The following is a 24,369-nucleotide window of genomic DNA, read 5'->3' as shown; positions in this document are numbered from 1 at the left end:
TTCGAAAGGAGCCAGAACTTATGAAGCAGCATCGCTATCTCCCCATGACCGAACAAGATCAAACCGAAATGCTGCGTGTGGTGGGCGTATCATCCATTGATGATTTATTCAGTGACATTCCAGAGGCAATTCGATACCAAGGGGAACTCCCTCTTTCCTCTCGGCTCGACGAAAGAGCCCTAACTCGCCACATGGCCGAGCTGGCCGGGCACAATGCCAATACAGATACACATGCCAGCTTTCTTGGTGCAGGTATTTATGATCATCATATTCCGTCCGTCATTCAGCACATCACCTCACGTTCCGAATTTTACACAGCCTACACCCCCTATCAGCCGGAAGTAAGCCAGGGCGAGCTGCAAGCCATTTTTGAATTTCAGTCGTATATTTGCGAATTGACAGGCATGGCAGTAGCTAATGCCAGTATGTACGATGGAGCGACAGCTCTGGCGGAAGCGGGCTCACTGGCCGCCGCAGCCACGCGCCGTAAACAGCTTATTGTATCAAGGTCTGTCCATCCAGAGGCACGCCAGGTATTGGCAGCCTATGCGCGCGGATTGGACTTGGACATCGTGGAGATCGGCTGTTCGGACGGCGTAACGGATGTCGATGCGCTTGCCGCGGCCGTATCGGAACAGACGGCGGCTGTCTTGATCCAAAGCCCCAACTTTTTTGGAGCCGTGGAAAATCTGAAGCCGATGGCTGACCTGATCCATGCACACAAGGGGCTAATGGTCGTCAGTGCCAACCCATTGGCACTTGGCTTGCTGGAGGCGCCCGGCAAGCAGGGCGCGGATATTGTTGTAGGAGACGCGCAGCCGCTTGGGATCTCGTCCTCCCTCGGCGGTCCGACCTGCGGTTACTTTGCCGTTTCTCAGGCACATATGCGTCGTATCCCTGGGCGTATCGTAGGCCAAACCACAGACCGTAACGGCAAACGCGGCTTCGTGCTGACCTTGCAAGCGCGGGAACAGCATATCCGCCGCGAAAAGGCCACGTCTAACATTTGCTCCAATCAAGCGTTGCTTGCATTATCTGCATCTGTGTACTTGTCCGTCATGGGGAGACAGGGCATCCAGGAAGTAGCCGAGCTGAATTTGCATAAAAGCCGCTATGCGTTAGAACAATTGCTGAGCTTGAAAGGCGTAACTGCCTCATTTCACGCACCGACCTTTAACGAGTTTGCCCTTAGGCTGCCTGAAGGTACGGATGTGAGCCAACTTCAGGACAATCTGCTAGCTGCCGGATTTATCGCAGGCTATGATTTGGGCCGGGACTATCCGGAACTTGCGGGTCACATGCTGATTGCCGTGACGGAGCAAAGAACCAAAGAAGAGATTGACCAATTTGTACACACCTTGGAGGGATTGCTATGACACACACCGGACCGGACCAGAAACAAGAGCTGTTGAAGGAACACGATCAAGCGCTCATTTTTGAATTGAGCCGTCCGGGTCGCATCGCTTATTCCCTTCCCGAGTGCGACGTTCCTCGTCGCCCGGTGGCAGAGCTTTTGCCGGATTATGCGCTGCGCAGCGAACCTGCGGCATTACCCGAGGTATACGAAGTAGATGTTATTCGCCATTATACCGCCCTGTCCCAGCGCAACTTCGGCGTCGACAACGGGTTTTATCCGCTTGGCTCGTGTACGATGAAATACAATCCAAAAGTGAATGAGGATGTCGCCCGTTACGCAGGCTTCGCTAAAATTCATCCATATCAGCCGGAGAATAGCATCCAGGGGGCTATGGAGCTGCTGCATACGCTCCAAAACGATCTGGCTGCGTTGACCGGCATGGATGCCGTCACGCTCCAGCCCGCTGCTGGCGCCCATGGCGAATGGACCGGGCTGATGATGATTCGCTCGTACCACGAGGCACGTGGTGAGCGACGTACCAAGGTGCTCGTGCCGGATTCCTCGCACGGTACGAACCCCGCCAGTGCAACCGTCGCGGGCTTCGAAACAATCACCCTTCCCTCCACCCCTGAGGGGCTGGTGGATCTGGACGCGCTCCGCCAAGCGGTAGGCAACGACACCGCTGCGCTCATGCTGACCAATCCGAACACGCTGGGCTTGTTCGAGAAGCAAATTACTGACATTGCCGCGATCGTGCATGACGCAGGTGGTCTGCTTTACTATGACGGGGCAAACTCCAATGCCATCATGGGGATTACCCGCCCCGGGGACATGGGCTTCGATGTGGTGCATCTCAATTTGCACAAAACGATGAGTACTCCGCACGGTGGAGGCGGCCCTGGCGCTGGACCCGTCGGCGTAAAGCAGCGGCTGATACCCTATTTGCCCAAGCCGTTTGTCGTACGTGATTCGCAGGGTGTGTACCGCTGGGATCGGGAGCAGGGAGATTCTATTGGGCGGGTCAAAGCCTTTTACGGAAACTTCGGCATTCTCGTCCGAGCCTATGCCTATATCCGCAGCTACGGTCCTGATGGCTTGAAGCGAGTGTCCGAATGCGCTGTACTCAATGCCAACTACATGATGCATCGGCTGGCTCCGCACTTTGACCTGCCTTATCCTGGGCATTGTAAACACGAATTTGTCATGTCGGGGCGAGGTTTGAAGAAATTTGGAGTACGCACGCTGGATGTAGCCAAACGATTGCTTGATTTCGGTTACCATCCGCCTACCATTTATTTTCCGCTAAATGTAGAGGAATGCATCATGATCGAGCCGACGGAAACAGAAAGCAAAGAGACGCTGGATGCTTTTGTCGACACTATGATTCATATTGCGCGCGAAGCCGAGGAGAACCCTGAGCTGGTGCTCAATGCACCCTATACCACTCCAGTCACACGCCTGGATGAAACCACTGCAGCCCGTAAGCCTGTGCTGAATTGCGCATGTAGTTAAGGTTAAATTCAAACACAACCATCCAAAGCATACAAAAAAGCCGGTATCTGTTGAGATACCGGCTGCTGTATGTATACAGCAATTTTTGTTGGAAAAAGATATAACCTTTGAAAATGTGATGCCCTTCCTTATGCTTCGATGCTTTGAACCAATTCAACAACCTGCTCGGCTGTTTGCATATCCAGAGCTTTTGCAGCCAATTTCTCCATGTCCGCACGGGACAACTTAGAGATTTGACTACGTGCTGGCAGAATGGAAGTTGCGCTCATGCTGAACTCATCCAGTCCCAGACCCAGCAGCAACGGAATTGCTGTTGTGTCTCCTGCCATTTCACCACACATACCAACCCAACGTCCTTCACGGTGAGCGGCATCAATAACCATTTTCACCAGACGCAAAATGGATGGATTATATGGTTGATACAGGTAAGAAACCCGCTCGTTCATACGATCCGCTGCCATGGTGTATTGAATCAGATCGTTAGTACCGATACTGAAGAAATCCACTTCTTTTGCGAATTGGTCAGCCAATACCGCTGTGGAAGGAATTTCTACCATGATGCCCAGCTGAATTTCTTCAGATACGGATACACCCTCGGCTACCAACTTTTCTTTTTCCTCCAACAAAACAGCTTTAGCTTCACGGAATTCGTTCAGCGTAGCAATCATTGGGAACATAATGCGCAGGTTACCGTGCACGCTTGCACGCAACAAAGCACGCAATTGAGTGCGGAAAATATCCTGGCGATCCAGACACAGACGAATAGCACGGAATCCGAGGAACGGATTCATTTCTTTCGGCAGATCCAGATAAGGAAGTTCTTTATCTCCACCGATGTCCAAAGTACGGACTACAACCGGTTTGCCTTCCATTCTTTCCAGAACCGTTTTGTAAGCTGTATATTGTACTTCTTCGGATGGGAGCTTGTCGCGTCCCATGTACAAGAACTCCGTACGATACAAGCCAACGCCTTCACCACCGTTGTCTAGAACACCAGCTACATCGTTAGGCGTACCAATATTGGCTGCCAGTTCGACATGGACACCATCGACGGAAACCGTAGCTTCGCCGCGCAGCTTACGCCACTCTTCGCGTTGCTTGTCATATGCCACTTGTTTAGCGCGGTATTCTGCAACGATTTCTTCGGTAGGATTCACGAACACGTGACCATCCAGACCATCGACGATAATCAAATCGCCGCTTTTAGCTTGAGACAATATATTTTTTGTTCCTACAACAGCAGGAATTTCTAATGAACGAGCCATAATAGCCGAGTGTGAAGTGCGTCCGCCGATATTCGTTGCAAAACCCTTAACAAATTCACGGTTCAGCTGAGCTGTGTCGGAAGGTGTCAAATCTTCTGCAAGTACAATCGTTTCTTCGGCAATTTCTGCAGGGCTGACAAAATGAACACCAAGCAGATGATTGAGCACCCGTTTGGTTACATCACGCATGTCCGATGCGCGTTCTTGCAAATATGCACTTTTCATGTTCTCAAACATGGAAATAAACTGTGTAGCTACTTCATTCAAAGCATAGTCAGCATTAAGCTGCTCGTCTCTGATTTTAGCTTTAACCGGATCGATCAATTCAGGATCATTCAGAATGAGGAGGTGAGATGCAAAAATTTCTGCTTTTTTCTCACCCAGCTCACGAAGCGTTTTCTCCTTAATCGATTCCAATTCGGTTTGAGATTGTGCCAAAGCCGCATCCAATCTTGCGATTTCAGCTTCAACATCACCAACCGCGCGTCTCTCTACAGCGTAATTCGGATGCTCCAAGATAAACGCCCGGGCAATGGCTATGCCTGCCGAAGCGGCAATCCCGGAAATTTTAAGCATGAATTTCGCCCAGCCCTTCGTTAACGATTACATTTTCAAGAGCTTTCAATGCTTCAGCAGCTTCAGCGCCTTCGCAGATAATGTTAATAGTATCCCCTTGTTCCAGACCAAGAGACAATACACCCAGAATGGATTTCAAAGTTACTTTTTTACCGTTAGCTTCGGCGAAAGATTCAGCACCGCTGAATTTGTTAGCTGTATTTACCAGCGCAGTTGCAGGACGTGCATGGATACCGTCTTCATCCGTAATTCTAAAAGTTGTTTGCATAATTTGTTCCTCCCACTTTCCTAAAAATAATATTTGTTTACACGCAGCATACCAGATAATTGATCAGACGGCCTAAGCCGCCTAATCAACTAATCCGAAACACATAGAGTTTATTTTATCGTAATTATACCATCTTCGCCAGCCTTCAATACTCCAGTTTTGTTTAAAGTTACCGAAGATCCTTCTGGAAGGTTGGTAAAAATGACAGGTGAGATGATGGATTTAGCGTTTGCCTTCACGTATTCCAGGTCTACTTTCATAATAGGCTGGCCGGCTGACACAAGATCGCCTTCGTTCACCAAAACGTCAAATCCTTGACCTTTAAGCTTCACTGTATTCACCCCGATATGAACAAGCACTTCTTTACCACCATCGGATTGAATACCAACCGCATGCTTGCTTGGGAATACATTAAATACTTTACCATAAACAGGAGAAACAATGGTTCCATCATTTGGCACAACTGCAAATCCATCACCTGTCATGCGTTCTGCAAAGACCGGATCGGGAACGGTCGAGATGTCAACCAATTCACCGTTTACTGGCATCACGATATCTTCCACAACGATTGTTTGCTTTTGTTCTCCGGCTTCCTTTTCCTCTTGTGGAGCTGGTTCTGAAGGAGCAGGTGCAGGTGTACGTCCTGCCATGATATCAGCCATTTGGGTTTTAATCGTATCGGAACGGGTACCGAAGATCGCCTGTACATTGTTACCAACTTCAAGGACACCTGAAGCGCCAAGTTGTTTCAGACGAGCTTTATCCACGTTTGATTTTTCATTAACTTCGATCCGAAGACGTGTAATACATGCATCCAGATGCTTGATATTCGATGAACCACCGAAAGCAGCCAAAATGTTATGTGGAAGCTCGTCACTGCTACCGCTTGCTGCACCCTCCACATTATCTGTAGCTTCTTCACGTCCTGGTGTCTTCAAGTTGAATTTCCGTATGATGAATCGGAATCCGAAGTAGTAAATAACCGCCAAAATCAGACCGACGATAATTACATACCACCATGGCGTACGGGTTGGAATAATCCCGAATATCAGGAAGTCAATAAATCCACCTGAGAACGTCATACCGATTTTAACATTCAAAATTTGCATCGTCATAAATGACAAACCTGCAAATACACAGTGTACTGCAAACAGCAATGGAGCTACGAACAGGAAGGAAAATTCCAGTGGCTCCGTAATACCTGTCAGGAACGAAGTCAAGGCAGCTGAACCCATGATACCTGCTACATATTTTTTGTGTTCCGGTCTTGCTTCATGATACATCGCAAGTGCTGCTGCCGGTAATCCGAACATCATGAATGGGAACTTACCTACTTGGAACGTACTTGCTGTCAGTGCCACGCCGTCGCGAAGCTGATTGAAGAAGATCTGCTGGTCACCGTGAATGGTTTGACCTGCTTTGTTCACATATTCACCAAACTCAAACCAGAACGGTGAGTACCAGATGTGATGCAAACCAAACGGAATGAGCGCACGTTCGATAACCCCGAACAGGAACGCCGACAAAGTCGGGTTGGAATACACCATAAAGTGAGATACTGCGTTAAGCCCTTGTTGAACTGGGGGCCAGATCAAAACCAGTGCCAGTCCGACAATCAGTGAAGATACTGCCGTTGCAATTGGAACAAAGCGCTTACCCGCAAAAAAGCCCAGGTACGAAGGAAGCTCGATTTTGAAAAATCGGTTGTACATAGCAGCGGCCAGTATACCGATGATAATCCCGCCGAACACCCCGGTTTGAAGTGTAGGAATACCCAACACATTCGCATAACCCGGTACTTTTTGAGCAATCAGACCAGGTGTAACACCTACAGCTGTACCCAGCGTAATGTTCATTACGAGGTAACCGATGATCGCAGCCAAACCTGCTACACCTTCGCCGCCCGCCAGACCGACGGCTACGCCGACTGCAAACAACAGCGCCAGATTATCAAAAACAATTTGTCCGGCGTTCATCATGATTGTCGCTACCGATTGAACCCAGCCCGCATTTAACGCAGGGATGTACTGGAGAAAATCAGGATTGACCAGCATGTTGCCGATACCCAATAAAAGCCCCGCAGCTGGCAAAATGGCTACTGGAAGCATTAACGCTTTACCGACACGCTGTAAAACGCCGAAAAGCTTTTTGAACATACCTTCCACATCCTTCTCTGAAATTTAGAACAGAGGCAAAACAACAAAAAAGGCATGAGCCGATTTAAGTATGTTTGAACACAACCTTGAGATATAGCATACCCCAGTAGGCTGTAAACAATCATAACTTAAAACAACTCATGCCTGATCGAATCAGTAACACGTTAAAATGTTTAGTTGTTGTCTTCCTCATTGCAAAATTGATTATAGCACCACGCTAAATGCGAGGCAATACTTTTTTACTCGGGTTTTATCACAGTTTGTTGCTCTCCCTGCTCCTTGCGTTGGGACAAACGCTGCAGATGCATCGTTAAATAGCTAACTTCAGCTGGATACACCGGTTTACGTAGCCTTTTCTCCATAATCTTCGTAAGTTTCCAGGCCAGCATATACATTTCTGGATATTCTTCATTCAAAAGCTTGTCCAATCGGTAAATCTCCTGCACAATTTCTCCTCGTCGTACACGTTCAATCGCAAACCTCAGATGAGTCAGCAGTCGAGAATAATCAAGGGATTGGAGAGGAATTCGATAATCCAGTGTCGTCTCGACAACCTGAACCATGTCAGCAATCAGACGAGAATCCTTCCTAACCTCGGAGATATGTTGGTTCGTCATAGCACTATAAATATGCAGAGCTACGAATCCGATTTCATCTTCTCCCAGATCCACGTCCATCTTGTCCTTGATCAAAGCAACAGCCTGCTCAGCCATCTTGTATTCCTGAGGATATATTTCCCTAGTTTCATACAAGAATGGATTATGAATCGTAATCCCCTGTTTTTGACGGTTGATGGAGAAGGCAATATGGTCAGTTAAAGCTATCAGTATGTGCTCATTTAGAGGCTTCTTTGCTTGAAGCTGAACAAGATGAAGCACCTCACCGATGACCTCAATGAGCTTTTCATCCAGCTCAGGAAGCAATCGTTTGTATTGCTCCTGCTCTTCATGGCTTTTTAATATAAATAATTTTTCAACTGAATCCAACGAGATAAGATCGCCAGCTCTGCGATTGAAACCGATTCCTTTTCCAATCACAACAACCTCATCATGCTCGGGATGCATCCCTATAATCACATTGTTATTCAGCGCTTTGGCCACTTTTAGGCTGCTCACATCCGCACCTCTTTTATCAGAACCTTGATCCTAAGAATTATAGCATGAAGCTCAGAGGAATCCACGTTAAAGTACCAAATATTCCGCTAAAGGTCAATAAAAAGAAAACGCTTTTCATCACAATTTCCAGGAAATGCTGTGATGAAAAGCGTTCTTTTGAAGGCTGAGAATCTACTCCCCAAAGGCTTAGCGTTATTCTTTATCCGTTAGTGCCACCTCAACCGAGGCTGGATTGTGTAGCTTGTTCGCATCATCGGAGGAAGGTACGGAATGAATGCCTTTTTTTCCAGTGGTTAGTCCCTTGATCAACTGCTCTACATCAATACCGGATACACTCTTAAGCATCTCAGGAGCCGTCGCCATCAGTTCGGTGATATAATTGCTGACACGCGTTGCCCCTTCCCCTTTACCCGTATCCACAACAGTCAGTTTATCAATGGATGCAATCGGTTCGGCAATGCGTCCGGCCAAATCCGGCAGCATTTTCACGATAATATCGAGCACGGCGGCCTCTCCAAACTTCTGGAACGCCTCCGCCAGTTTTTCCTTGGCCTCAGCTTCCGCGAGACCACGCAAACGGATGACATCTGCATCGGCTGTACCTTTGGCCCGTTCTGCATCCGCTTCTGCTTGCCCGTTTAGACGTTTTTGTTCAGCTGACGCTTTAGCCTGTGTTTCAATCGAGTATTGCAGCGATTCCGCCTCACGCATTTTACGCGATTTGTCAGCTTCCGCCGCTTGTTCTACTGCGTACCGATCGGCTTCCGCCTTCTTTTTCACTTCCGCATCATATTGCTTTTCACGTACCTGTATTTCCTTGGCTTGAATATCAATCTCCCGTTCCTTACGTACCAACTCGACTTTCATCTGTTCTTCGACGGCAGTCTGCTTGGCACGGGCCTCCTGAATGTGATAAGCCTGATCGGCTTCTGCTCTGGCAGTATCCTGTTCTTTCTTAAACGAAGCCACCTTCAGTTCCTTCTCCTTGGCTGCCTCGGCAATATTCGTATCCCGCAACAGCTCGGCCTTCTGTCCTTCCTGTTCTGCTTGTGCCTTCTGAATTCGGGCATCCCGCACTGCCTCGGCTTCTGCAATCTCTGCATCCCTTTTCACAGCAGCAATTCTCGGCTTACCAAGCGCATCCAGATACCCATGTTTATCACGCACGTCTTTGATGGTGAATGAAACGATCTGCAAGCCCATCTTTTTCAGATCGCGCGCAGCCACGCCCTGTACTTCCTGCGCAAACCGATCCCGATTACGATATACTTCCTCTACCGTCATGGAGCCGAGGATTGCCCGCAAATGTCCCTCCAGCACTTCTTGAGCCTCTCCTCTAAGCGCTTCCAGCGGCTTTCCGATGAACTGCTCGGCTGCTGTGGCTACATCCTCAATGGAACTGCCAACCTTGATGATCGCCACACCATCCGCAATCACGGGTACTCCTTGCTCTGTATATACTTCCGGTGTAGTTACGTCCAATTTGTGAGACAACAGAGAGATAAATTCGGACTGCTGGAAAATAGGCCAAATGAAAGCGCCCCCACCACGTACAATTTTAATCTTGCGACCAGAATCATCCTCGGAAATATTTTTATTTCCCAGAAAAGAACCTGTCACAATCATTCCTTCATCCGGTCCTACCGTTTTGTAACGGGCCCAAAAAGCAATCCCTAATATGACAATAACAATGACAACAATTCCAGGGATCAACACAATATCTTGCAAACTTGACACTCCCGATCACGCTCCCTTCAAGTTAAGCGAATGCGCCGTCTATGTGTCCAGGTACGCTACGCGGACGACGCCCTCTGCGACCTCAACCACGACAATACGGGTTCCCGCAGCAAGCGGTTTGTGATCAAAGCTAGATGCTGTATGTATGGTGTTGCCTGCACCCAAGCGGATCATAACTTCCCCGTAACCAACCTCAGGTACAGGAATGGTGACCTCACCGATTCTGCCAGTTAGTTCACGCATTGAGAAGCCACTGGATACCTCTGAATTCGCCATAGGCTTGATAAACGCAAAAAACACTAGCACTCCAATAACAAGTGCAATCCCTAAAGCAAGCACAACGACCCAGCCCATGGTCAGCCCAGTATACTTTGTCAGTAGTACTCCAGCCCCGCCAAAAGCAGTCATAGCCCCAAGTAGAACGACAGGTCTGAACCAATCAAGGCCCGGCAGTTCTAACGCCCCATCCAGCCAGCTACCGAGTACATCCCCGATCAACACGCTAACCACGGTAAAGATTGCCCCTCCTGCCAATAACCACCAAAATAAGGTTTCCATGCGACTCCTCCTTCCATGCACCTTTTCAGTCTGGTTTCCAGTCTATAACTATGTTTACGTATTCAACCTTAAAAAGTTTCAAAATTTACCTCCTATATTCCAAATTAAACCCAAAAAAGCACGTTCGTACGTCTAATGACGCACAAACGTGCCTATTATGCTCCAACCGCTGTTTACAGGGATGCTTTGTAAATTTCGACTACATCTTCGCGATTGAGCTTGTTAAAGCCACCGAAAGGTCCGAATTTCACAGCTTTATCAGCCATTACATCAATTTGGGACGCATCAATATCGTAATCAGCCAGACGGCTTGGTGCACCAATCGAGCTCCAGAAATCACGCAACGCTTGAATACCCTCCAACGCTACTTCTTCATCACTCTTACCTTCTGGGTTTACATGGAACACATTCACAGCCAGCTGTTTGAAGCGTTCAGGCTTCACATGCAGGTTATGTTTCATCCAGTTCGGGAACAGAATAGCCAGTCCTCCACCATGCGGAATATCATAAACAGCAGACACAGCATGCTCAATATTATGCGTAGCCCAGTCACCTGTCAGCCCCATGTTCAGGAAGCCGTTCAGTGCCATCGTACCACAATACATAATGGTTTCACGCAGCTCGTAGTTTTCCAGATTGTTAACCAGTCCCGGCGCCGCATCTATGACCGTACGCAAAATCGTTTCACACCAGCCCAATTGAACCGGAGTATTGGATTCCAAATGGAAATAATGCTCGAGCGTATGTGACATCATATCCACAATTCCGTAAACCGTTTGATTTTGTGGCAGAGAGTATGTGTTCACCGGATCAAGAATGGAAAACGCAGGAAACGCATGTACGCTACCCCAGCCCAATTTTTCCTGAGTTTTTTCGTTTGTAATAACAGAACCTGCGTTCATTTCAGAGCCGGTTGCAGCCATGGTCAGAACCGTACCTAATGGCAAGGCTGCTTTGGGAGCCGCTTTACGCTCTGCAAAATCCCACATGTCCCCATCATATTTTGCACCGACAGCAATAGCTTTGGAGCAATCCAGTACACTACCACCGCCCACAGCCAGTACAAGGTCGATTTGATTTGTTTTACACAATTCAACACCCTTATGTACCGTAGACAAGCGAGGATTTGGTTCTACACCCGCCAGTTCTGTTACCTCTGCACCAATTTCACCAAGCAATTTTATTACATTATCGTACAAACCGCTGCGCTTAATGCTGCCGCCGCCATATACAAGCAGTACACGTTTTCCATATTTAGGAACTTCACGCTTGAGAGCCTCCAATTGTCCTTTACCGAAGATCAATTGTGTGGGATTATAAAATTCGAATGCTTTCATCGCAAACGTTCGCCTCCAATATTTCTAAAGTTTAATGTTAAGAAACTACTCTATTATAACCTTTATGGTTACAGGAAACAAATTGCTTTATTTTCAGAAAAAAAACCATACTCCTTAAGGAGTATGGTTACATTTCACATCTTGGGAGGGTTCTCGTATTGTATTATGTGGAAACATAAGCAACTTTATTCTCCCAAGGTATAGCCCAATTGTTTCATAAAACGGCCAAACGCTTGCTGACCGGATGGATTCCGTTTATACACTCCTGCGTGCTCTAAAATTTCACTGAATTTCAGTCCAACCTCATTTTGTACGGTACGAACAGCCGTCTCCTTATCAGACAGACGACCGAACCGGGTATTCAACTGGTAAATCCAGTCTGCATGCTTAAACAGTGGATGTCCTTCCTGCTGCATAGCCACGGCCAATTCGTCGTCCCCACACAAGATATCAGCAATTCCATCCAGCTCATCCTTGAGTCGACCTGGTAAGATGGCAAGCCCCATCACCTCGATCAGACCGATATTTTCCTTTTTGATATGATGCATCTCGCGATGGGGATGGAAAATACCTTCCGGATATTCTTCACTCGTTCGATTGTTCCGCAGTACGAGATCCATCTGATATCTTCTTTCAGAATCCCGGCGCACAATCGGCGTTACTGTATTATGCGGAATCGTTTCCCCCTCCAGCTCGGTATGAGAGAGAACGTCTACCGATGGATCACTATAACCCTTCCAGGCTTCAAAAGCAGCATTCCCCGCCTCCAACAGTGCGTCGGGATCTGTTGACGTAAAACGAATGACCGACATCGGCCAGTTTACAATACCTGCCGTAACCTGCGGAAACTCTTCATTATGGTATACGCCGTCCACATCCGCTTTTTCAATTGGGAATGTATGACGACCACCCTGAAAATGATCATGAGTTAGGATCGACCCTCCGACAATAGGCAGATCCGCATTAGAGCCAATGAAATAATGCGGAAACGCTTTCGTAAAGGCCAGCAACCGCCGCAGCGTATCCTTTGTAAGCTTCATGGGTACATGATCATGATGGAACACAATGCAATGCTCGTTGTAATACACATAAGGTGAATATTGAAAAAACCACGGTTCCCCATTCAATTCGACCGGAATAATACGCAAATTTTGACGGGACGGATGGTTTACCCTCCCGGCATATCCAACGTTTTCACGGCACAATTGACATTTGGGGTAAACAGGCGGCGGTAAAAGCTTCGCCATTGCAATTTCCTTGGGACTTTTTTCTGGCTTGGACAAATTAATCGTAATTTCCATATCTCCGTAAGGCGTTGACTGATTCCAGTACACATTGCTGGCTACCCGATCCATTCGAATGTAGTTCGAATCTATGGATAATTGATAAAAAGCATCTGTAGCCGCTTCTATACCACGTTCAGCCTCCGTTTGATGAAAGTCACGGATGACTTCAGACGGTCTCGCCATTAGCTGACCCATGATTTTGGAATCCAGCAAATCACGATACGTATCCGTGTTTTCAGGGATAAGCCCTATGGCAAAACCATAATCTATCAATACATTAAGCACAGGCTGGAGAGCTTCGGGGGCAATAATGCCCCCTGCTTCCCCACCGGAATAAGGCTCCGAAAACCCGAACTGCTCCAATAGCAGATTACGACTGTAATCCGTATCTTGCAGACCAATCAAGCCCTTCTTATGTGCGAATGCAACCAGTTGCTCCACCGCATATAGAGCCGATTGCTGTACAGTTTCGTCGATGTCATGGGCCAGGTGCCGGGAAAGTTCCCGGTCTTGGTCTTTATCTACAGATTGGCGCTCGCTCATATGTCATCGTCTCCCGTCTATTCGTCGCCGTAGCCTTGAGGATGCGACTGATGCCATCCCCATGCTCCGCTAATAATATCCTCCAGTTGGGTACGTTTTGGACTCCAGCCCAGCACCGAACGGGCCTTGTCAGAAGATGCAACCAATATTGCTGGATCGCCTGCACGGCGGGGTTCTGTCACAACTGGAATGTCGAGTCCAGTAACCTTGCGTGCCGTTTCAATAACTTCCTTCACAGAGAAGCCCTGCCCGTTGCCCAGATTGAATATGTTGCTGTCATTACCTTTACGCAAGTAATTCACTGCGCGCACATGAGCATCCGCCAAATCACTTACATGAATGTAATCACGGACACACGTACCATCAGGTGTCGCATAATCCTCACCAAACACAGCGATATGTGGACGCTGTTTTAATGCTGTCTGGAGCACCAATGGGATCAGATGGCTTTCTGGTCGGTGATCTTCACCGATTTTGCCGCTCTCATGGGCACCAGCCGCATTAAAATACCGTAAAGACACGTATTTGATGCCTAATACTTTATCAAACCAGGACATCATGCGCTCCATCATCAGCTTTGTTTCACCATACACGTTAGTTGGCTCAGTACGGTCACCTTCTTCAATCGGCACCTTTTCCGGTTCACCATAGGTAGCGGCAGTTGAGGAAAATACGATCTTGCTTACGCCGGCATCTTTCATCGCCTCCAGTAAGCTCAACGTACCAAATACATTGTTGTCATAATACTTCCCAGGATTTTGCATGCTTTCCCCAACCAGCGAGTTGGCTGCAAAATGAATAACAGCGTCGATTTTATTTTCAGAGAACAGTTTGGACAGAAGTTCTTTATCTCTCAAATCACCTTCATACAACTTGCCTCCAAGTAATGCTCCTTTGTGTCCGGTTTGCAAGTTATCCAGCACAACAACTTCTTCTCCCAGATCCAACAGTTCTGCTACGGTATGCGAACCGATATATCCAGCTCCACCTGTGACTAAAATGGCCATGTTATTCGTCCTCCTTCAGTTCTTTAACTCCGTCTCCTGCCTTGCATACATAAAAGCTGGCTTCCAGCCCTGTACGGGTCTGATAAGCTTCGCCGACTTCCTTCACAAAACGTTCCACATCGTCCTCATGAACCAATGAAACCGTACAACCTCCAAACCCAGCCCCTGTCATGCGAGCACCCAGCGTGCCAGGAATGCGTCGTGCTTCTTCCACCATAACATCCAGCTCGGTGCAGCTGACCTCATACAGGTCACGTAATGAATCGTGAGAAGCGTTCATTAACTGACCGAAAGCTGCAAGTTCATTCGCCGCGAGAGCTTCGACAGAGGCCAGCACACGAGCGTTTTCCTCCACCACATGCTGTGCCCGGCGGCGAACTGTTTCATCTGCAATATGATGCTGGAGCTCTCCAAACCGAGCCTCATCCAGCTGTGCAAGGTATTCCAATGACGACTCCTGCTGCTGCAGAATGGACAGCGCTTCGGCACACTGACTGCGACGCTCGTTATAGGCTGAATCTACCAAACCGCGGCGCTTATTTGTATTGCCGATCACAAGCTTATAAGCTCCCGTGCGGAATGGCACTTTACGGTACTCCAGCGTATCGCACATCAGCAGAATTGCATGATCAGCCGCTCCGTTCGCTACAGCGAACTGGTCCATAATGCCGCAATTGACACCCACGTAATTGTTTTCTGCACGCTGGGATAACAAAGCAATTTCGACTGTGTCGGTTTTCTGCTTCTCGGTAGTCAGGAAAGCGTAGCCGGTCACGACCTCAATCGAGGCTGAGGAGGATAATCCAGCTCCGTTCGGTATTTCTCCATGATAGAGCAGATCGTATCCGCTAGAAGGATACACTCCCTTTTGAGCCAACTCCACCAGCACACCCACCGGATAATCCACCCACTCATCCGTTTTGCTTTTACCTATCTCTCCGCGGGGGATAGGCACTTCGTACGACAGGTTTGTCGAAGCAAAATGAATTTGGTCATCATTGCGCGCACGAAGGATCAGCGTCGTACCAAATTCCAGCGCAGCCGGGAGTACATAACCACCATTATAGTCGATATGCTCTCCAATCAGATTGACGCGCCCAGGTGCATGAAATATCAGCAGTTCATTGCTGCTTTCACCATATTTTTCAATAAAATGTTTCTTTAATTCAGTAGAGTTCATATCCGCATCCACCTCATTTACCGTTAGTAAAAGTCTCCCTGATTTCCCTGTAATATCTTAATCAGGTTGACATCTCTTATGATTTCAGTATAAATGAAAGCGTCACACAATGTAATGCATCCATGTGTTTAAGCTATGGATAAATGTGACTTGGACATGTACAATGTAAGTATACCGCATCCGCTAAACTATTCACAAATGCAGGAAGGATGACTCTATTTTGCAAGCGCATTCATATAGTTATGCTGTCGCCTCTAATCCGGTGTTTTATGAAAATAGCCCGCTGCATGTGCTTTTTGCAGGAGAGAGCCAGACCAAATCCGGTCATGCTGTGGGGCCGAAAATCTATGATTACTATCTGCTCCACTTTGTAGAGTCGGGCAAAGGCATCTTTCGAACAGAACAGCACACATATCAGCTTAAAAAAAACGATTTTTTCCTTATTCATCCCGGTCAGCTGGTGAGCTATACCTCTGATGAAGAGGAACCGTGGCGCTATCGTTGGTCTGCCTTTACCGGACACCATACGGAGCAGGTGGTGCAAGAGGCAGGACTGCGTGTTCATCAGCCTGTTTTCCATGCTGCTGATCAAAGTCCTATTCCCGGTTATCTGGAACAAATGCAATTGGCCTTTTACAGCAGAAAATCTAGCTCTCATCTCTCAGCCTTGGGCTACTTGTACCTAATTATGGGGGAAGCAAGTAATTACCTGAGTGACTGGACTGATCCGTCTGGGGCGGATTCGCAAATTCGACGAACAGTCAAACAAATGGTTCAATATATGTCCACTCAGTACGCACATCCCGTATCCATTGAGCAAATGTCTGAAGGGCTTGGTTATAACCGTGCATACTTATCACGAATATTCAAAAAGGAAACGGGCGTCTCCCCCGTCACCTATCTGCTTAAGCTACGGATCGACAAATCACGTCAACTGCTACGTGAACGTCCTGAGCTGTCGGTCGAGCAAGTGGCTGCATCTGTAGGTTTAACCGATGCTTTATACTTCTCACGTCAATTCAAACGTTTCTGTGGTCAGTCTCCAACCGAGTACCGGAGCAAGGTTAAGCAGTATCCTCAGTTGTAAAGTAAGCTTTAGCAGGTTTCCCTAGCTCCCTGCCAATAACAAACAGCCCGCATCCTTCAAGCGAATGCGGGCTGTTAAGTATATATCGTATAAGAGAATGTGAAATTAGGTTAATGACTCCGAAATGCCTTTTGTCATTAGGCTGTGCCGCCGTCTTGTCCGTTCCCGGCATTTAGAATCGAATCAATCCGGTCCAGCTCTTCCTGTGAAAACTCCAGATTGGATAAGGCCTCAACATTTTCTTCGATTTGGCTTACACGGCTAGCCCCAATCAGGACAGAGGTCAGACGTTCACCGCGTAGAGCCCATGCCAGTGAGAATTGAGCCAAACTTTGTCCACGTGCAGCAGCCATCTGGTTCAAGGCGCGCACCTTGCGAAGAGTTTCAGGCGTCACATGGTTCTCATTCAGGAAAACCGATGTGCTTGCTGCACGTGAATCCTCGGGAATTCCGTTCAAATATTTATTGGTCAGCAGTCCCTGAGCCAGTGGACAAAAGGCAATGCTGCCTATCCCGTTTTCGTCCAGTACATCTTGTAATCCATTTTCAATCCAGCGGTCAAGCAGAGAGTATCTCGGCTGATGGATCAACATCGGTGTGCCAAGCTCCTTCAAAATACGAGCTGCTTCTGCCGTTTGCTCTGCACTATAATTAGACACACCCACATACAGCGCTTTACCGGAACGTACGATATGATCCAGTGCTCCCATCGTTTCTTCCAGCGGCGTATTCGGATCGAAGCGGTGAGAGTAGAATATATCGACATAGTCCAGCCCCATTCGCTTCAGACTCTGATCCAGACTGGATATCATATACTTGCGAGATCCCCAGTCACCATATGGACCTTCCCACATATGGTAGCCTGCTTTGGTGGAGATAACCAATTCATCCCGGTACGGCTTCATATCACTGGCTAACACTTGTCCGAAAAATTCCTCAGCTGAACCCGCAGGAGGACCATAGTTATTAGCTAAATCAAAATGCGTAATGCCCAGATCAAAGGAGCGAGTAATCATGCTGCGACCATTCTCCGCGTTGTTAATCCCGCCAAAATTGTGCCACAAGCCCAGCGAAATAGCGGGCAGTTTAAGACCTGATCTCCCTGTACGGTTATATTTCATACTTTCATAACGATCTTCGCCAGCTAAATAAACCATGCTATCACAGCCTCTCTCGAAACATTGTTATGTCCATCACAACATCATCATAGCGCTTTTATCCGGGCGTTGACAAGAAAACGATTACAACCCCAATTGATGAGCAAGTTTTTCCATAACCTTACCGATCGGTTCAGTGATCAAAAGATCCGCCTTGTGATCATATGAGGTGGGGTCTGTATTCAGCAGCACTGTATGTTTTCCGCGAAAATAAGTAATCAAGCCTGCCGCAGGATGGACTGTTAGTGACGTTCCTCCAATTAACAGCAGATCTGCTTGAGAAATGGCCTGAATGGATTGCATAAGGGTATCTTGATTCAACTCTTCCTCATATAAAACGACATCCGGTTTAATCATTCCTCCATCTAACGGACATTTAGGTACAATCTCGGAACTGTTCATCACTTCATTTAGACCGTAAAAGCGGCCGCATTCCATACAGTAGTTGCGATGTATCGAGCCGTGAAGCTCCATTACATTCATACTCCCTGCAGCCTGGTGTAATCCGTCAATATTTTGCGTCACAACCGCTTTAAGACGGCCTTGCTTTTCCAAAGACGCGAGGAAATGATGACAGCCGTTCGGCTTCGCATCGGGATGCAGCATTTTGCTGCGATAGAAACCGAAGAATACTTCAGGATGCTTCACAAAAAAAGAGCGGCTAAGCATAACCTCGGGAGAATAAGGTAATTTTTCCTCGCTCTGATACAAGCCTGCTGCTGAACGAAAATCTGGAATACCACTTTCCGTCGATGTCCCTGCTCCGCCGAAAAAAACAATATTCTGCGATTGCTGTATCCAATCCGCCAACGTATTAACTTTCATGCTCTACGCACCTCCAGCTCTTTATATCTACGAACCACCTTATCCGCATCCAGCAAATGACCGGAACGCTCCGGTTCCGGCGCAAATCCAATGGCTAGCCGTACTCCGGCACGCTTGCCCATCTGCATATCCCCATTACTGTCTCCGATCATTACCACGTCCGCTGGCGACAGTCCTAGTAACGCGCAAGCTGTTTCAGCCATTTCCGGGTCAGGCTTGCCGTATGTAACCCTATCATGTCCGATGATCTCGTCAAAATAGGATGTCAGTCCCATCCACTCCAGATGCTCTTGTGCAGCCTCTGTACTGTCAGAGGTCACAACCGCCAGCTTCAATCCGGCACGGCGACTCTGCTCCAATAAGGTCCGCAACCCCGGAAACACCTTCGCTGCCCGATGTCGGCGGACGTCAGCCATCGCTGTTTTATTAAATTCGCGGACAAGCCGCACAGCTTCATTCCACGGAACACCGGCAGTATAAAGCTGCCAAGCCAGCACACCTGTACTTTCATCCACCGTCCCCATTGCCAGCGGACCAGAAGGATCGTAACCGATCACACGTCCCTCCTGATCGTGAACAGTGCCTAGAATGTTGCCTTTCTCCATCGTAAAACCGGCTCCCGCCACGACAAGATGCTGCTCCATCATATCCAGTATAGAACGAGCCCAAGGGCCCCACAACTGAATAAAATCCAGTAGTGTGCCATCTTTATCGAATAAGATGCCACGGCATGAGTATCGCTTCCCCTGCACGATCAGCTCAGACATGCATCACACCTCCTTTACGGGTTCTTAGGAGCTGAATCTACACTCTCTTTCATCCAGTCCTGTAAAGCCGTTACCGTCTGATTCCATTGCTCAACGGCGCTAATTTTCGCAGGGTTATCCCCTTTCTGGGCACCGTAACTGCCAAATTGGGCATGGTTCCCCCCTTCGACTGTAAAATACAGCGTGTTGGCAGGTAAATAAGTTCTCCCACTTTGGACATTTTTCATCTGGATGACTCCATCATCACTTCCTAGTAGAGAAATCACTGGCAGATTTTTATCCTTTAAATTACCCTTGTTATCCGGGTAGGAAGCAAGGAAAAATACACCTTTAACCTGATCAGGATGTGCAGCTGCATATCGGGCCGCCATCACACCACCTAACGAATGTCCGCCAATAACAAAGACTTCCTTCGGGTACGCCTTTAGCACTTCATTCGCCAAATCCGGTGAGATCAATGCAAGGTTCAGTGGCATTTTTACAATGATCACATGGTGACCCTTTTCTGCCAGACGGCGTGCCAAGGGCGCATAGCTTTCGGGTTTAACCAACGCTCCTGGGTACAAAATGACTCCTGATCCACTTCCTTCGGTAGGCTCAAAACTTAACCAATGCTCTTGCTCATCTACTTTCACAGTATCTGCTATTTCGGCTAATGCAGCAGCAGCCGTCTCGTCAGGCTGATAAGGCGTAAATACCTTCCATGCTCCCCAACCCGCAATTAGCACAATGACAATTAGGATGCCTAAAAGAATTTTCCATATTTTCCGAGATCCGCGTGTTCCATAGGAGTTGTATGATCTTCTTGTTCTTCTTCTCATCGTATAAGTTCCTTTCGCCTTTCGTACCTCGTGATTCGTAACTTGAATCTAAATGGTGTCGCTGTATTTGTTAGCATAACTATAACCTTGTTAGGGTAACATCGTTGCCTGTACAGGGTCAAATTAGCACACGTTTCCAGACATAAGCCCATCTTTATTCCGTGTTCAAGCTTTCGCCACATAAAAAGGACATGATAACGCTTACTATTGTGAATAAAATCACAATGTTACAATCCAGAGTATCGTACCTTGTTCCATGTAAAGAATTATTTTTTAAATAGTTTAGTCGGCAGAAGCCGTTCGGAGGGAAACACATGACGACAAGCCATGATGTACAAGGGGAAAGCTTTTTTCTCAATTTGCGATTTCTGTTGATTATATGCGTATTTGCAGGAAACGCCCTGGAGCCATTAGTCGGTTCACTTCATCTTGCCCAACAATGGTTCAGCTGGATATTCATGTTTCATATGCCGTTGTTTGTTCTCGTTACAGGCTACTTTGCCAAAACCACTTTGACGGGTCTCGCAGGACAAAAGGTTCTGCTTCAGATCGGTATGCAATATCTAATTTTCCAATCCCTTTATTCAATTTTGGATGTCGTAATCTTTCACGTTCCCCATATCCATCATTCTTTTTTTGCTCCTTATCTGCTGCTTTGGTTCCTTGCCAGCCACATCTGCTGGAGACTGCTGATGCTATCTTTTCAGAAAATACCACCAGTCTTCCAACTGGGTATATCCGTGCTGCTGGGTATCCTTGTCGGATATCTCCCTGTAGACGGTATATGGCTAAGCGTATGCAGAACCTTTGTTTATTTGCCTTACTTTGTAGCAGGTTATCATTTGCATTATGCGGACGTTCGACGCTTCTTCACAACACCTATCCGTATCATCGCCGGTATTGTATCTCTTTTTCTTATGGTACTGGCGGGAACGTCGTATTTTGGCATCCCGGCAGGCTGGCTATATGGCAACATGACTTATGGTGAACTGGGCCATACCGAATGGTACGCAGGGATTTACCGTATCGGCATTTATGGAGTTCAATGGATAGCATCTATGGCGTTTCTAAGCTTTGTTCCAGCCGTCACAGGACGTATAACCGAGATGGGACGACGTACATTATATGTCTTTTTGTTGCATGGCTTAATCGTCCGTTCCGTTGTTGCAAAGGGGGTCTACGAGTATATAGATACTCCTGTGGAAGTCATGTTGATTCTAGTGTGCGCCACAGGTCTGTGCTGTCTGTTGACCATGCCTTGGGTTCGAACTGCAACACGGCCTCTGATTGAGCCACAGGTAGAGTGGATGTTGAAGCCCGCTCCTTATCTTTTTAGACGGTCTGCGTAACTTTTTATCCATTGATATGTCACAATCAGCACGCGACAACCCACTTACAGACGAGAATGGAAGTGGGTCTCCCCCTCTTTACTTCGCGCATAGTGCCTGTTTCATACAGGCAAGATGTGGTAAGTAAATGATACGCGCAACAAAAAACAACTTTTTAATAAGGAGTGATTTGTAATGGCACGTAATCAAAATCAGGGTAAAATGAGTCGCGAAGAAGCAGGCCGTATGGGTGGGGAAGCTACCTCCAAGAAGCACAATAAGGAATTTTATCAGGAGATTGGCAAGAAAGGCGGACAAGCAACCGCAAACTCACATGATAAAGAGTTTTATCAGGAAATCGGCAAAAAGGGCGGCGATGCTACAGCTGAGTCGCATGACAAAAATTTCTACAGAGACATCGGTCGTAAAGGTGGCAGAAATTAAAATATAGTTTTATATTCCACCCCCCTTTAACATAAAAACAAGCCTGAGCCCTTCCGTTTATTACGGAATGGGCTTTTCCTATTTATCCGATAGGCTAATATATCAGGATATCAGAGTTTTGAAGAATCCAATTCAAATCCTTACAGATGCAATATATAGATAAATAAAACTGTTCCTATCTATATATTGTTGCTTACAGAACACTTCTATACTTTTTTCAAAATCCTCATATATGTAGAAATATGCGCACAACTATGATAGACTCTTTAGAAAACATCTGCGCTATTACGGCGTTCATTGAACGCCATACCATTTTTATACTTTGGGGGGAAACCAGCATCATGACAGCTAAGACGAAAATGCGTTCCGATATGATTAAAAAAGGCTTTGACCGCGCTCCTCACCGCAGCTTGCTGCGCGCAGCGGGCGTCAAAGAAGAAGATTTTGACAAACCGTTTATTGCGGTATGCAACTCGTATATTGACATCGTACCGGGCCACGTCCATTTGCAGGAATTTGGCAAAATTGTCAAGCAGGCCATTCGTGAAGCAGGCGGTGTACCTTTCGAATTTAACACTATTGGTGTAGATGACGGCATTGCCATGGGACACATCGGTATGCGTTATTCTCTGCCAAGTCGTGAAATTATTGCAGACTCTTTGGAAACTGTCGTTTCCGCTCACTGGTTTGACGGCATGGTATGTATTCCTAACTGCGATAAAATTACCCCTGGTATGATGATGGGGGCATTGCGTGTTAACATTCCGACTATTTTCGTCAGCGGCGGTCCTATGAAAGCTGGTAAAGATAAGAACGGACGCTCTATTTCCCTGACTTCCGTCTTCGAAGGTGTAGGTGCATTCCAGGCTGGCAAAATCGATGATCAAAGTTTGCTTGAGCTAGAACAATACGGCTGTCCAACTTGCGGCTCCTGTTCAGGAATGTTCACAGCGAATTCTATGAACTGTCTCGCAGAAGCGATGGGACTGGCTATGCCAGGTAATGGCACCATCCTCGCCGTAGCAGAAGAACGCAAAGAATTCGTCAAACAATCTGCGCGCCAATTGATGGAATTGATTAAGCTCGATCTCAAACCACGTGATATCGTGACTAAAGAAGCCATTGATAATGCATTTGCACTGGATATGGCAATGGGTGGTTCTACGAATACCGTATTGCATACATTGGCACTTGCCCATGAAGCTGAGGTTGACTACCCTATCGAACGCATCAATGAAGTCGCGAACCGTGTACCTCATTTGTCCAAATTGGCACCTGCTTCCGACTATCACATTGAGGATGTTCATAATGCAGGTGGCGTAAGCGCAGTGCTGAATGAGCTATTGAAGAAACCGGGCGCATTGCATGGTGACTGTATTACTGTAACTGGGAAAACCCTTCGTGAAAACGTAGAGGGTCAGGAAATTTTGGACACTAACGTCATCCACAAATTGGACAACCCTTATTCCGAGCGCGGCGGTCTAGCTGTATTATTCGGCAATTTGGCACCACAAGGCTCCATTATTAAAGTCGGTGCGGTTGATCCTTCTGTTGGCGGTTATCACAAAGGCCCTGCCATCTGCTTTGATTCACAGGAAGATGCACTGGCTGGCATCGCTAACGGTAAAATTGCCGAAGGACATGTTGTTGTTATTCGTTATGAAGGTCCTAAGGGCGGACCTGGTATGCCTGAAATGCTCGCTCCGACTTCACAAATCGTGGGCATGGGGCTTGGTGCCAAGGTTGGTCTGATTACAGACGGACGATTCTCAGGTGCTTCCCGTGGTATCTCCATCGGTCATATTTCCCCCGAAGCAGCAGAAGGCGGACCTATCGCTTTTGTTGAGGACGGCGATATCATTGAGCTAGACCTGAACAATCGTAAGATTGAGCTTCACATTACGGACGAAGAATTCGACCGTCGTCGTGCCAATTGGAAAGGCTTCGAGCCGAAAGTAAAGACAGGCTACCTGGCCCGTTATTCCAAGCTGGTGACGAACGCAAGTAACGGCGGAATTATGAAAATCTAAGTGCTTTGCCAAT

General features: G+C 47.4%; 20 protein-coding genes. 6 read left to right on the top strand and 14 right to left on the bottom strand.

Features of this window, described 5'->3' with window-relative positions; all coding sequences use genetic code 11:
- Positions 1 to 20: 20 nt before the first annotated feature.
- The gene (gene gcvPA, locus HFE01_RS18185; RefSeq protein WP_019688295.1) at positions 21 to 1,376 is read left to right on the top strand and encodes an aminomethyl-transferring glycine dehydrogenase subunit GcvPA; all 1,356 of its coding nucleotides are present in this window, start codon (positions 21 to 23) and stop codon (positions 1,374 to 1,376) included.
- The gene (gcvPB, locus tag HFE01_RS18180; RefSeq protein WP_019688296.1) at positions 1,373 to 2,869 is read left to right on the top strand and encodes an aminomethyl-transferring glycine dehydrogenase subunit GcvPB; all 1,497 of its coding nucleotides are present in this window, start codon (positions 1,373 to 1,375) and stop codon (positions 2,867 to 2,869) included. The genes gcvPA and gcvPB overlap by 4 nt, the downstream gene beginning before the upstream one ends.
- Before the next feature lie 128 nt (positions 2,870 to 2,997).
- On the opposite strand, the gene ptsP is transcribed toward gcvPB, so the two are convergent.
- From ptsP to HFE01_RS18130, 10 genes are all read right to left on the bottom strand, one after another.
- The gene (ptsP, locus tag HFE01_RS18175; RefSeq protein ID WP_016819060.1) at positions 2,998 to 4,710 is read right to left on the bottom strand and encodes a phosphoenolpyruvate--protein phosphotransferase; all 1,713 of its coding nucleotides are present in this window, start codon (positions 4,708 to 4,710) and stop codon (positions 2,998 to 3,000) included.
- Positions 4,703 to 4,978, bottom strand: coding sequence for an HPr family phosphocarrier protein (locus HFE01_RS18170; protein WP_007431597.1), 276 nt, complete (start codon positions 4,976 to 4,978; stop codon positions 4,703 to 4,705). The genes ptsP and HFE01_RS18170 overlap by 8 nt, the downstream gene beginning before the upstream one ends.
- A gap of 110 nt (positions 4,979 to 5,088) precedes the next feature.
- Positions 5,089 to 7,134 carry a glucose-specific PTS transporter subunit IIBC gene (gene ptsG, locus HFE01_RS18165; protein WP_016819061.1) on the bottom strand — a complete coding sequence of 682 codons (2,046 nt, stop codon included), beginning with the start codon at positions 7,132 to 7,134 and terminating at the stop codon, positions 5,089 to 5,091.
- A 239-nt stretch (positions 7,135 to 7,373) separates the two neighbouring features.
- A complete protein-coding gene (gene glcT, locus HFE01_RS18160) occupies positions 7,374 to 8,249 on the bottom strand; it encodes a glucose PTS transporter transcription antiterminator GlcT (protein ID WP_019688297.1) in 876 nt (291 codons plus the stop codon).
- 192 nt (positions 8,250 to 8,441) lie between these two features.
- Positions 8,442 to 9,977: a flotillin family protein gene (locus HFE01_RS18155; protein ID WP_019688298.1), complete on the bottom strand. Its 1,536-nt coding sequence runs from the start codon at positions 9,975 to 9,977 to the stop codon at positions 8,442 to 8,444.
- Between the two features lie 48 nt (positions 9,978 to 10,025).
- Positions 10,026 to 10,544, bottom strand: a complete 519-nt coding sequence (locus HFE01_RS18150; protein ID WP_013372583.1) for an NfeD family membrane protein — start codon at positions 10,542 to 10,544, stop codon at positions 10,026 to 10,028.
- A gap of 173 nt (positions 10,545 to 10,717) precedes the next feature.
- A complete protein-coding gene (locus tag HFE01_RS18145; protein WP_019688299.1) occupies positions 10,718 to 11,881 on the bottom strand; it encodes an iron-containing alcohol dehydrogenase in 1,164 nt (387 codons plus the stop codon).
- A 185-nt stretch (positions 11,882 to 12,066) separates the two neighbouring features.
- Positions 12,067 to 13,710 (bottom strand): UDP-glucose--hexose-1-phosphate uridylyltransferase, encoded by a 1,644-nt coding sequence (locus tag HFE01_RS18140; protein ID WP_107734582.1) that lies wholly within the window; start codon positions 13,708 to 13,710, stop codon positions 12,067 to 12,069.
- Positions 13,711 to 13,727: 17 nt separating this feature from the next.
- Positions 13,728 to 14,717 carry a UDP-glucose 4-epimerase GalE gene (galE, locus tag HFE01_RS18135; protein WP_107734581.1) on the bottom strand — a complete coding sequence of 330 codons (990 nt, stop codon included), beginning with the start codon at positions 14,715 to 14,717 and terminating at the stop codon, positions 13,728 to 13,730.
- A 1-nt stretch (position 14,718) separates the two neighbouring features.
- The gene (locus HFE01_RS18130; RefSeq protein WP_029515173.1) at positions 14,719 to 15,897 is read right to left on the bottom strand and encodes a galactokinase; all 1,179 of its coding nucleotides are present in this window, start codon (positions 15,895 to 15,897) and stop codon (positions 14,719 to 14,721) included.
- A 220-nt stretch (positions 15,898 to 16,117) separates the two neighbouring features.
- Between HFE01_RS18130 and HFE01_RS18125 the strand changes: the two genes are divergently transcribed.
- Positions 16,118 to 16,984, top strand: a complete 867-nt coding sequence (locus HFE01_RS18125; protein WP_019688302.1) for an AraC family transcriptional regulator — start codon at positions 16,118 to 16,120, stop codon at positions 16,982 to 16,984.
- Positions 16,985 to 17,121: 137 nt separating this feature from the next.
- On the opposite strand, the gene mgrA is transcribed toward HFE01_RS18125, so the two are convergent.
- From mgrA to HFE01_RS18105, 4 genes are all read right to left on the bottom strand, one after another.
- On the bottom strand, positions 17,122 to 18,141 hold the full coding sequence (gene mgrA, locus HFE01_RS18120) for an L-glyceraldehyde 3-phosphate reductase (protein ID WP_016819070.1): 1,020 nt from the start codon (positions 18,139 to 18,141) through the stop codon (positions 17,122 to 17,124).
- Positions 18,142 to 18,225: 84 nt separating this feature from the next.
- On the bottom strand, positions 18,226 to 18,966 hold the full coding sequence (locus HFE01_RS18115) for an NAD-dependent protein deacylase (RefSeq protein WP_016819071.1): 741 nt from the start codon (positions 18,964 to 18,966) through the stop codon (positions 18,226 to 18,228).
- The gene (locus HFE01_RS18110; protein ID WP_019688304.1) at positions 18,963 to 19,733 is read right to left on the bottom strand and encodes an HAD family hydrolase; all 771 of its coding nucleotides are present in this window, start codon (positions 19,731 to 19,733) and stop codon (positions 18,963 to 18,965) included. Before HFE01_RS18110 ends, HFE01_RS18115 begins: the two co-directional genes overlap by 4 nt.
- A 14-nt stretch (positions 19,734 to 19,747) precedes the next feature.
- Positions 19,748 to 20,554: an alpha/beta fold hydrolase gene (locus HFE01_RS18105; protein WP_019688305.1), complete on the bottom strand. Its 807-nt coding sequence runs from the start codon at positions 20,552 to 20,554 to the stop codon at positions 19,748 to 19,750.
- A gap of 314 nt (positions 20,555 to 20,868) precedes the next feature.
- On the opposite strand from HFE01_RS18105, the gene HFE01_RS18100 reads away from it, so the two are divergent.
- The 3 genes from HFE01_RS18100 (at position 20,869) to ilvD (ending at position 24,356) form a co-directional block, all read left to right on the top strand.
- Complete coding sequence (locus HFE01_RS18100; protein WP_019688306.1) at positions 20,869 to 21,903, top strand: acyltransferase family protein; 1,035 nt, start codon at positions 20,869 to 20,871, stop codon at positions 21,901 to 21,903.
- 174 nt (positions 21,904 to 22,077) lie between these two features.
- Positions 22,078 to 22,326: a KGG domain-containing protein gene (locus HFE01_RS18095; protein ID WP_013372595.1), complete on the top strand. Its 249-nt coding sequence runs from the start codon at positions 22,078 to 22,080 to the stop codon at positions 22,324 to 22,326.
- Positions 22,327 to 22,667: 341 nt separating this feature from the next.
- On the top strand, positions 22,668 to 24,356 hold the full coding sequence (gene ilvD / locus HFE01_RS18090) for a dihydroxy-acid dehydratase (protein WP_016819075.1): 1,689 nt from the start codon (positions 22,668 to 22,670) through the stop codon (positions 24,354 to 24,356).
- Positions 24,357 to 24,369 lie beyond the last annotated feature (13 nt).

The sequence above is a fragment of the Paenibacillus sp. EKM10P genome (genome assembly GCF_011800655.1).
Lineage (GTDB): Bacteria > Bacillota > Bacilli > Paenibacillales > Paenibacillaceae > Paenibacillus > Paenibacillus polymyxa.
The sequence above is the reverse complement of the archived record's forward strand: the minus strand, read 5'-3'. Positions and strand labels throughout refer to the sequence as shown.

What these genes read in the sequence shown, in the direction of transcription:
- HFE01_RS18170 (WP_007431597.1), bottom strand. Translation starts at nt 4,978, where the DNA reads ATGCAAACAACTTTTAGAATTACGGATGAAGACGGTATCCATGCACGT.
- mgrA (WP_016819070.1), bottom strand. Translation starts at nt 18,141, where the DNA reads ATGGTTTATTTAGCTGGCGAAGATCGTTATGAAAGTATGAAATATAAC.
- HFE01_RS18115 (WP_016819071.1), bottom strand. Translation starts at nt 18,966, where the DNA reads ATGAAAGTTAATACGTTGGCGGATTGGATACAGCAATCGCAGAATATT.
- gcvPA (WP_019688295.1), top strand. Translation starts at nt 21, where the DNA reads ATGAAGCAGCATCGCTATCTCCCCATGACCGAACAAGATCAAACCGAA.
- galE (WP_107734581.1), bottom strand. Translation starts at nt 14,717, where the DNA reads ATGGCCATTTTAGTCACAGGTGGAGCTGGATATATCGGTTCGCATACC.
- ilvD (WP_016819075.1), top strand. Translation starts at nt 22,668, where the DNA reads ATGACAGCTAAGACGAAAATGCGTTCCGATATGATTAAAAAAGGCTTT.
- HFE01_RS18150 (WP_013372583.1), bottom strand. Translation starts at nt 10,544, where the DNA reads ATGGAAACCTTATTTTGGTGGTTATTGGCAGGAGGGGCAATCTTTACC.
- HFE01_RS18100 (WP_019688306.1), top strand. Translation starts at nt 20,869, where the DNA reads ATGACGACAAGCCATGATGTACAAGGGGAAAGCTTTTTTCTCAATTTG.
- HFE01_RS18105 (WP_019688305.1), bottom strand. Translation starts at nt 20,554, where the DNA reads ATGAGAAGAAGAACAAGAAGATCATACAACTCCTATGGAACACGCGGA.
- HFE01_RS18095 (WP_013372595.1), top strand. Translation starts at nt 22,078, where the DNA reads ATGGCACGTAATCAAAATCAGGGTAAAATGAGTCGCGAAGAAGCAGGC.
- HFE01_RS18130 (WP_029515173.1), bottom strand. Translation starts at nt 15,897, where the DNA reads ATGAACTCTACTGAATTAAAGAAACATTTTATTGAAAAATATGGTGAA.
- HFE01_RS18140 (WP_107734582.1), bottom strand. Translation starts at nt 13,710, where the DNA reads ATGAGCGAGCGCCAATCTGTAGATAAAGACCAAGACCGGGAACTTTCC.
- ptsP (WP_016819060.1), bottom strand. Translation starts at nt 4,710, where the DNA reads ATGCTTAAAATTTCCGGGATTGCCGCTTCGGCAGGCATAGCCATTGCC.
- HFE01_RS18110 (WP_019688304.1), bottom strand. Translation starts at nt 19,733, where the DNA reads ATGTCTGAGCTGATCGTGCAGGGGAAGCGATACTCATGCCGTGGCATC.
- gcvPB (WP_019688296.1), top strand. Translation starts at nt 1,373, where the DNA reads ATGACACACACCGGACCGGACCAGAAACAAGAGCTGTTGAAGGAACAC.
- ptsG (WP_016819061.1), bottom strand. Translation starts at nt 7,134, where the DNA reads ATGTTCAAAAAGCTTTTCGGCGTTTTACAGCGTGTCGGTAAAGCGTTA.
- HFE01_RS18145 (WP_019688299.1), bottom strand. Translation starts at nt 11,881, where the DNA reads ATGAAAGCATTCGAATTTTATAATCCCACACAATTGATCTTCGGTAAA.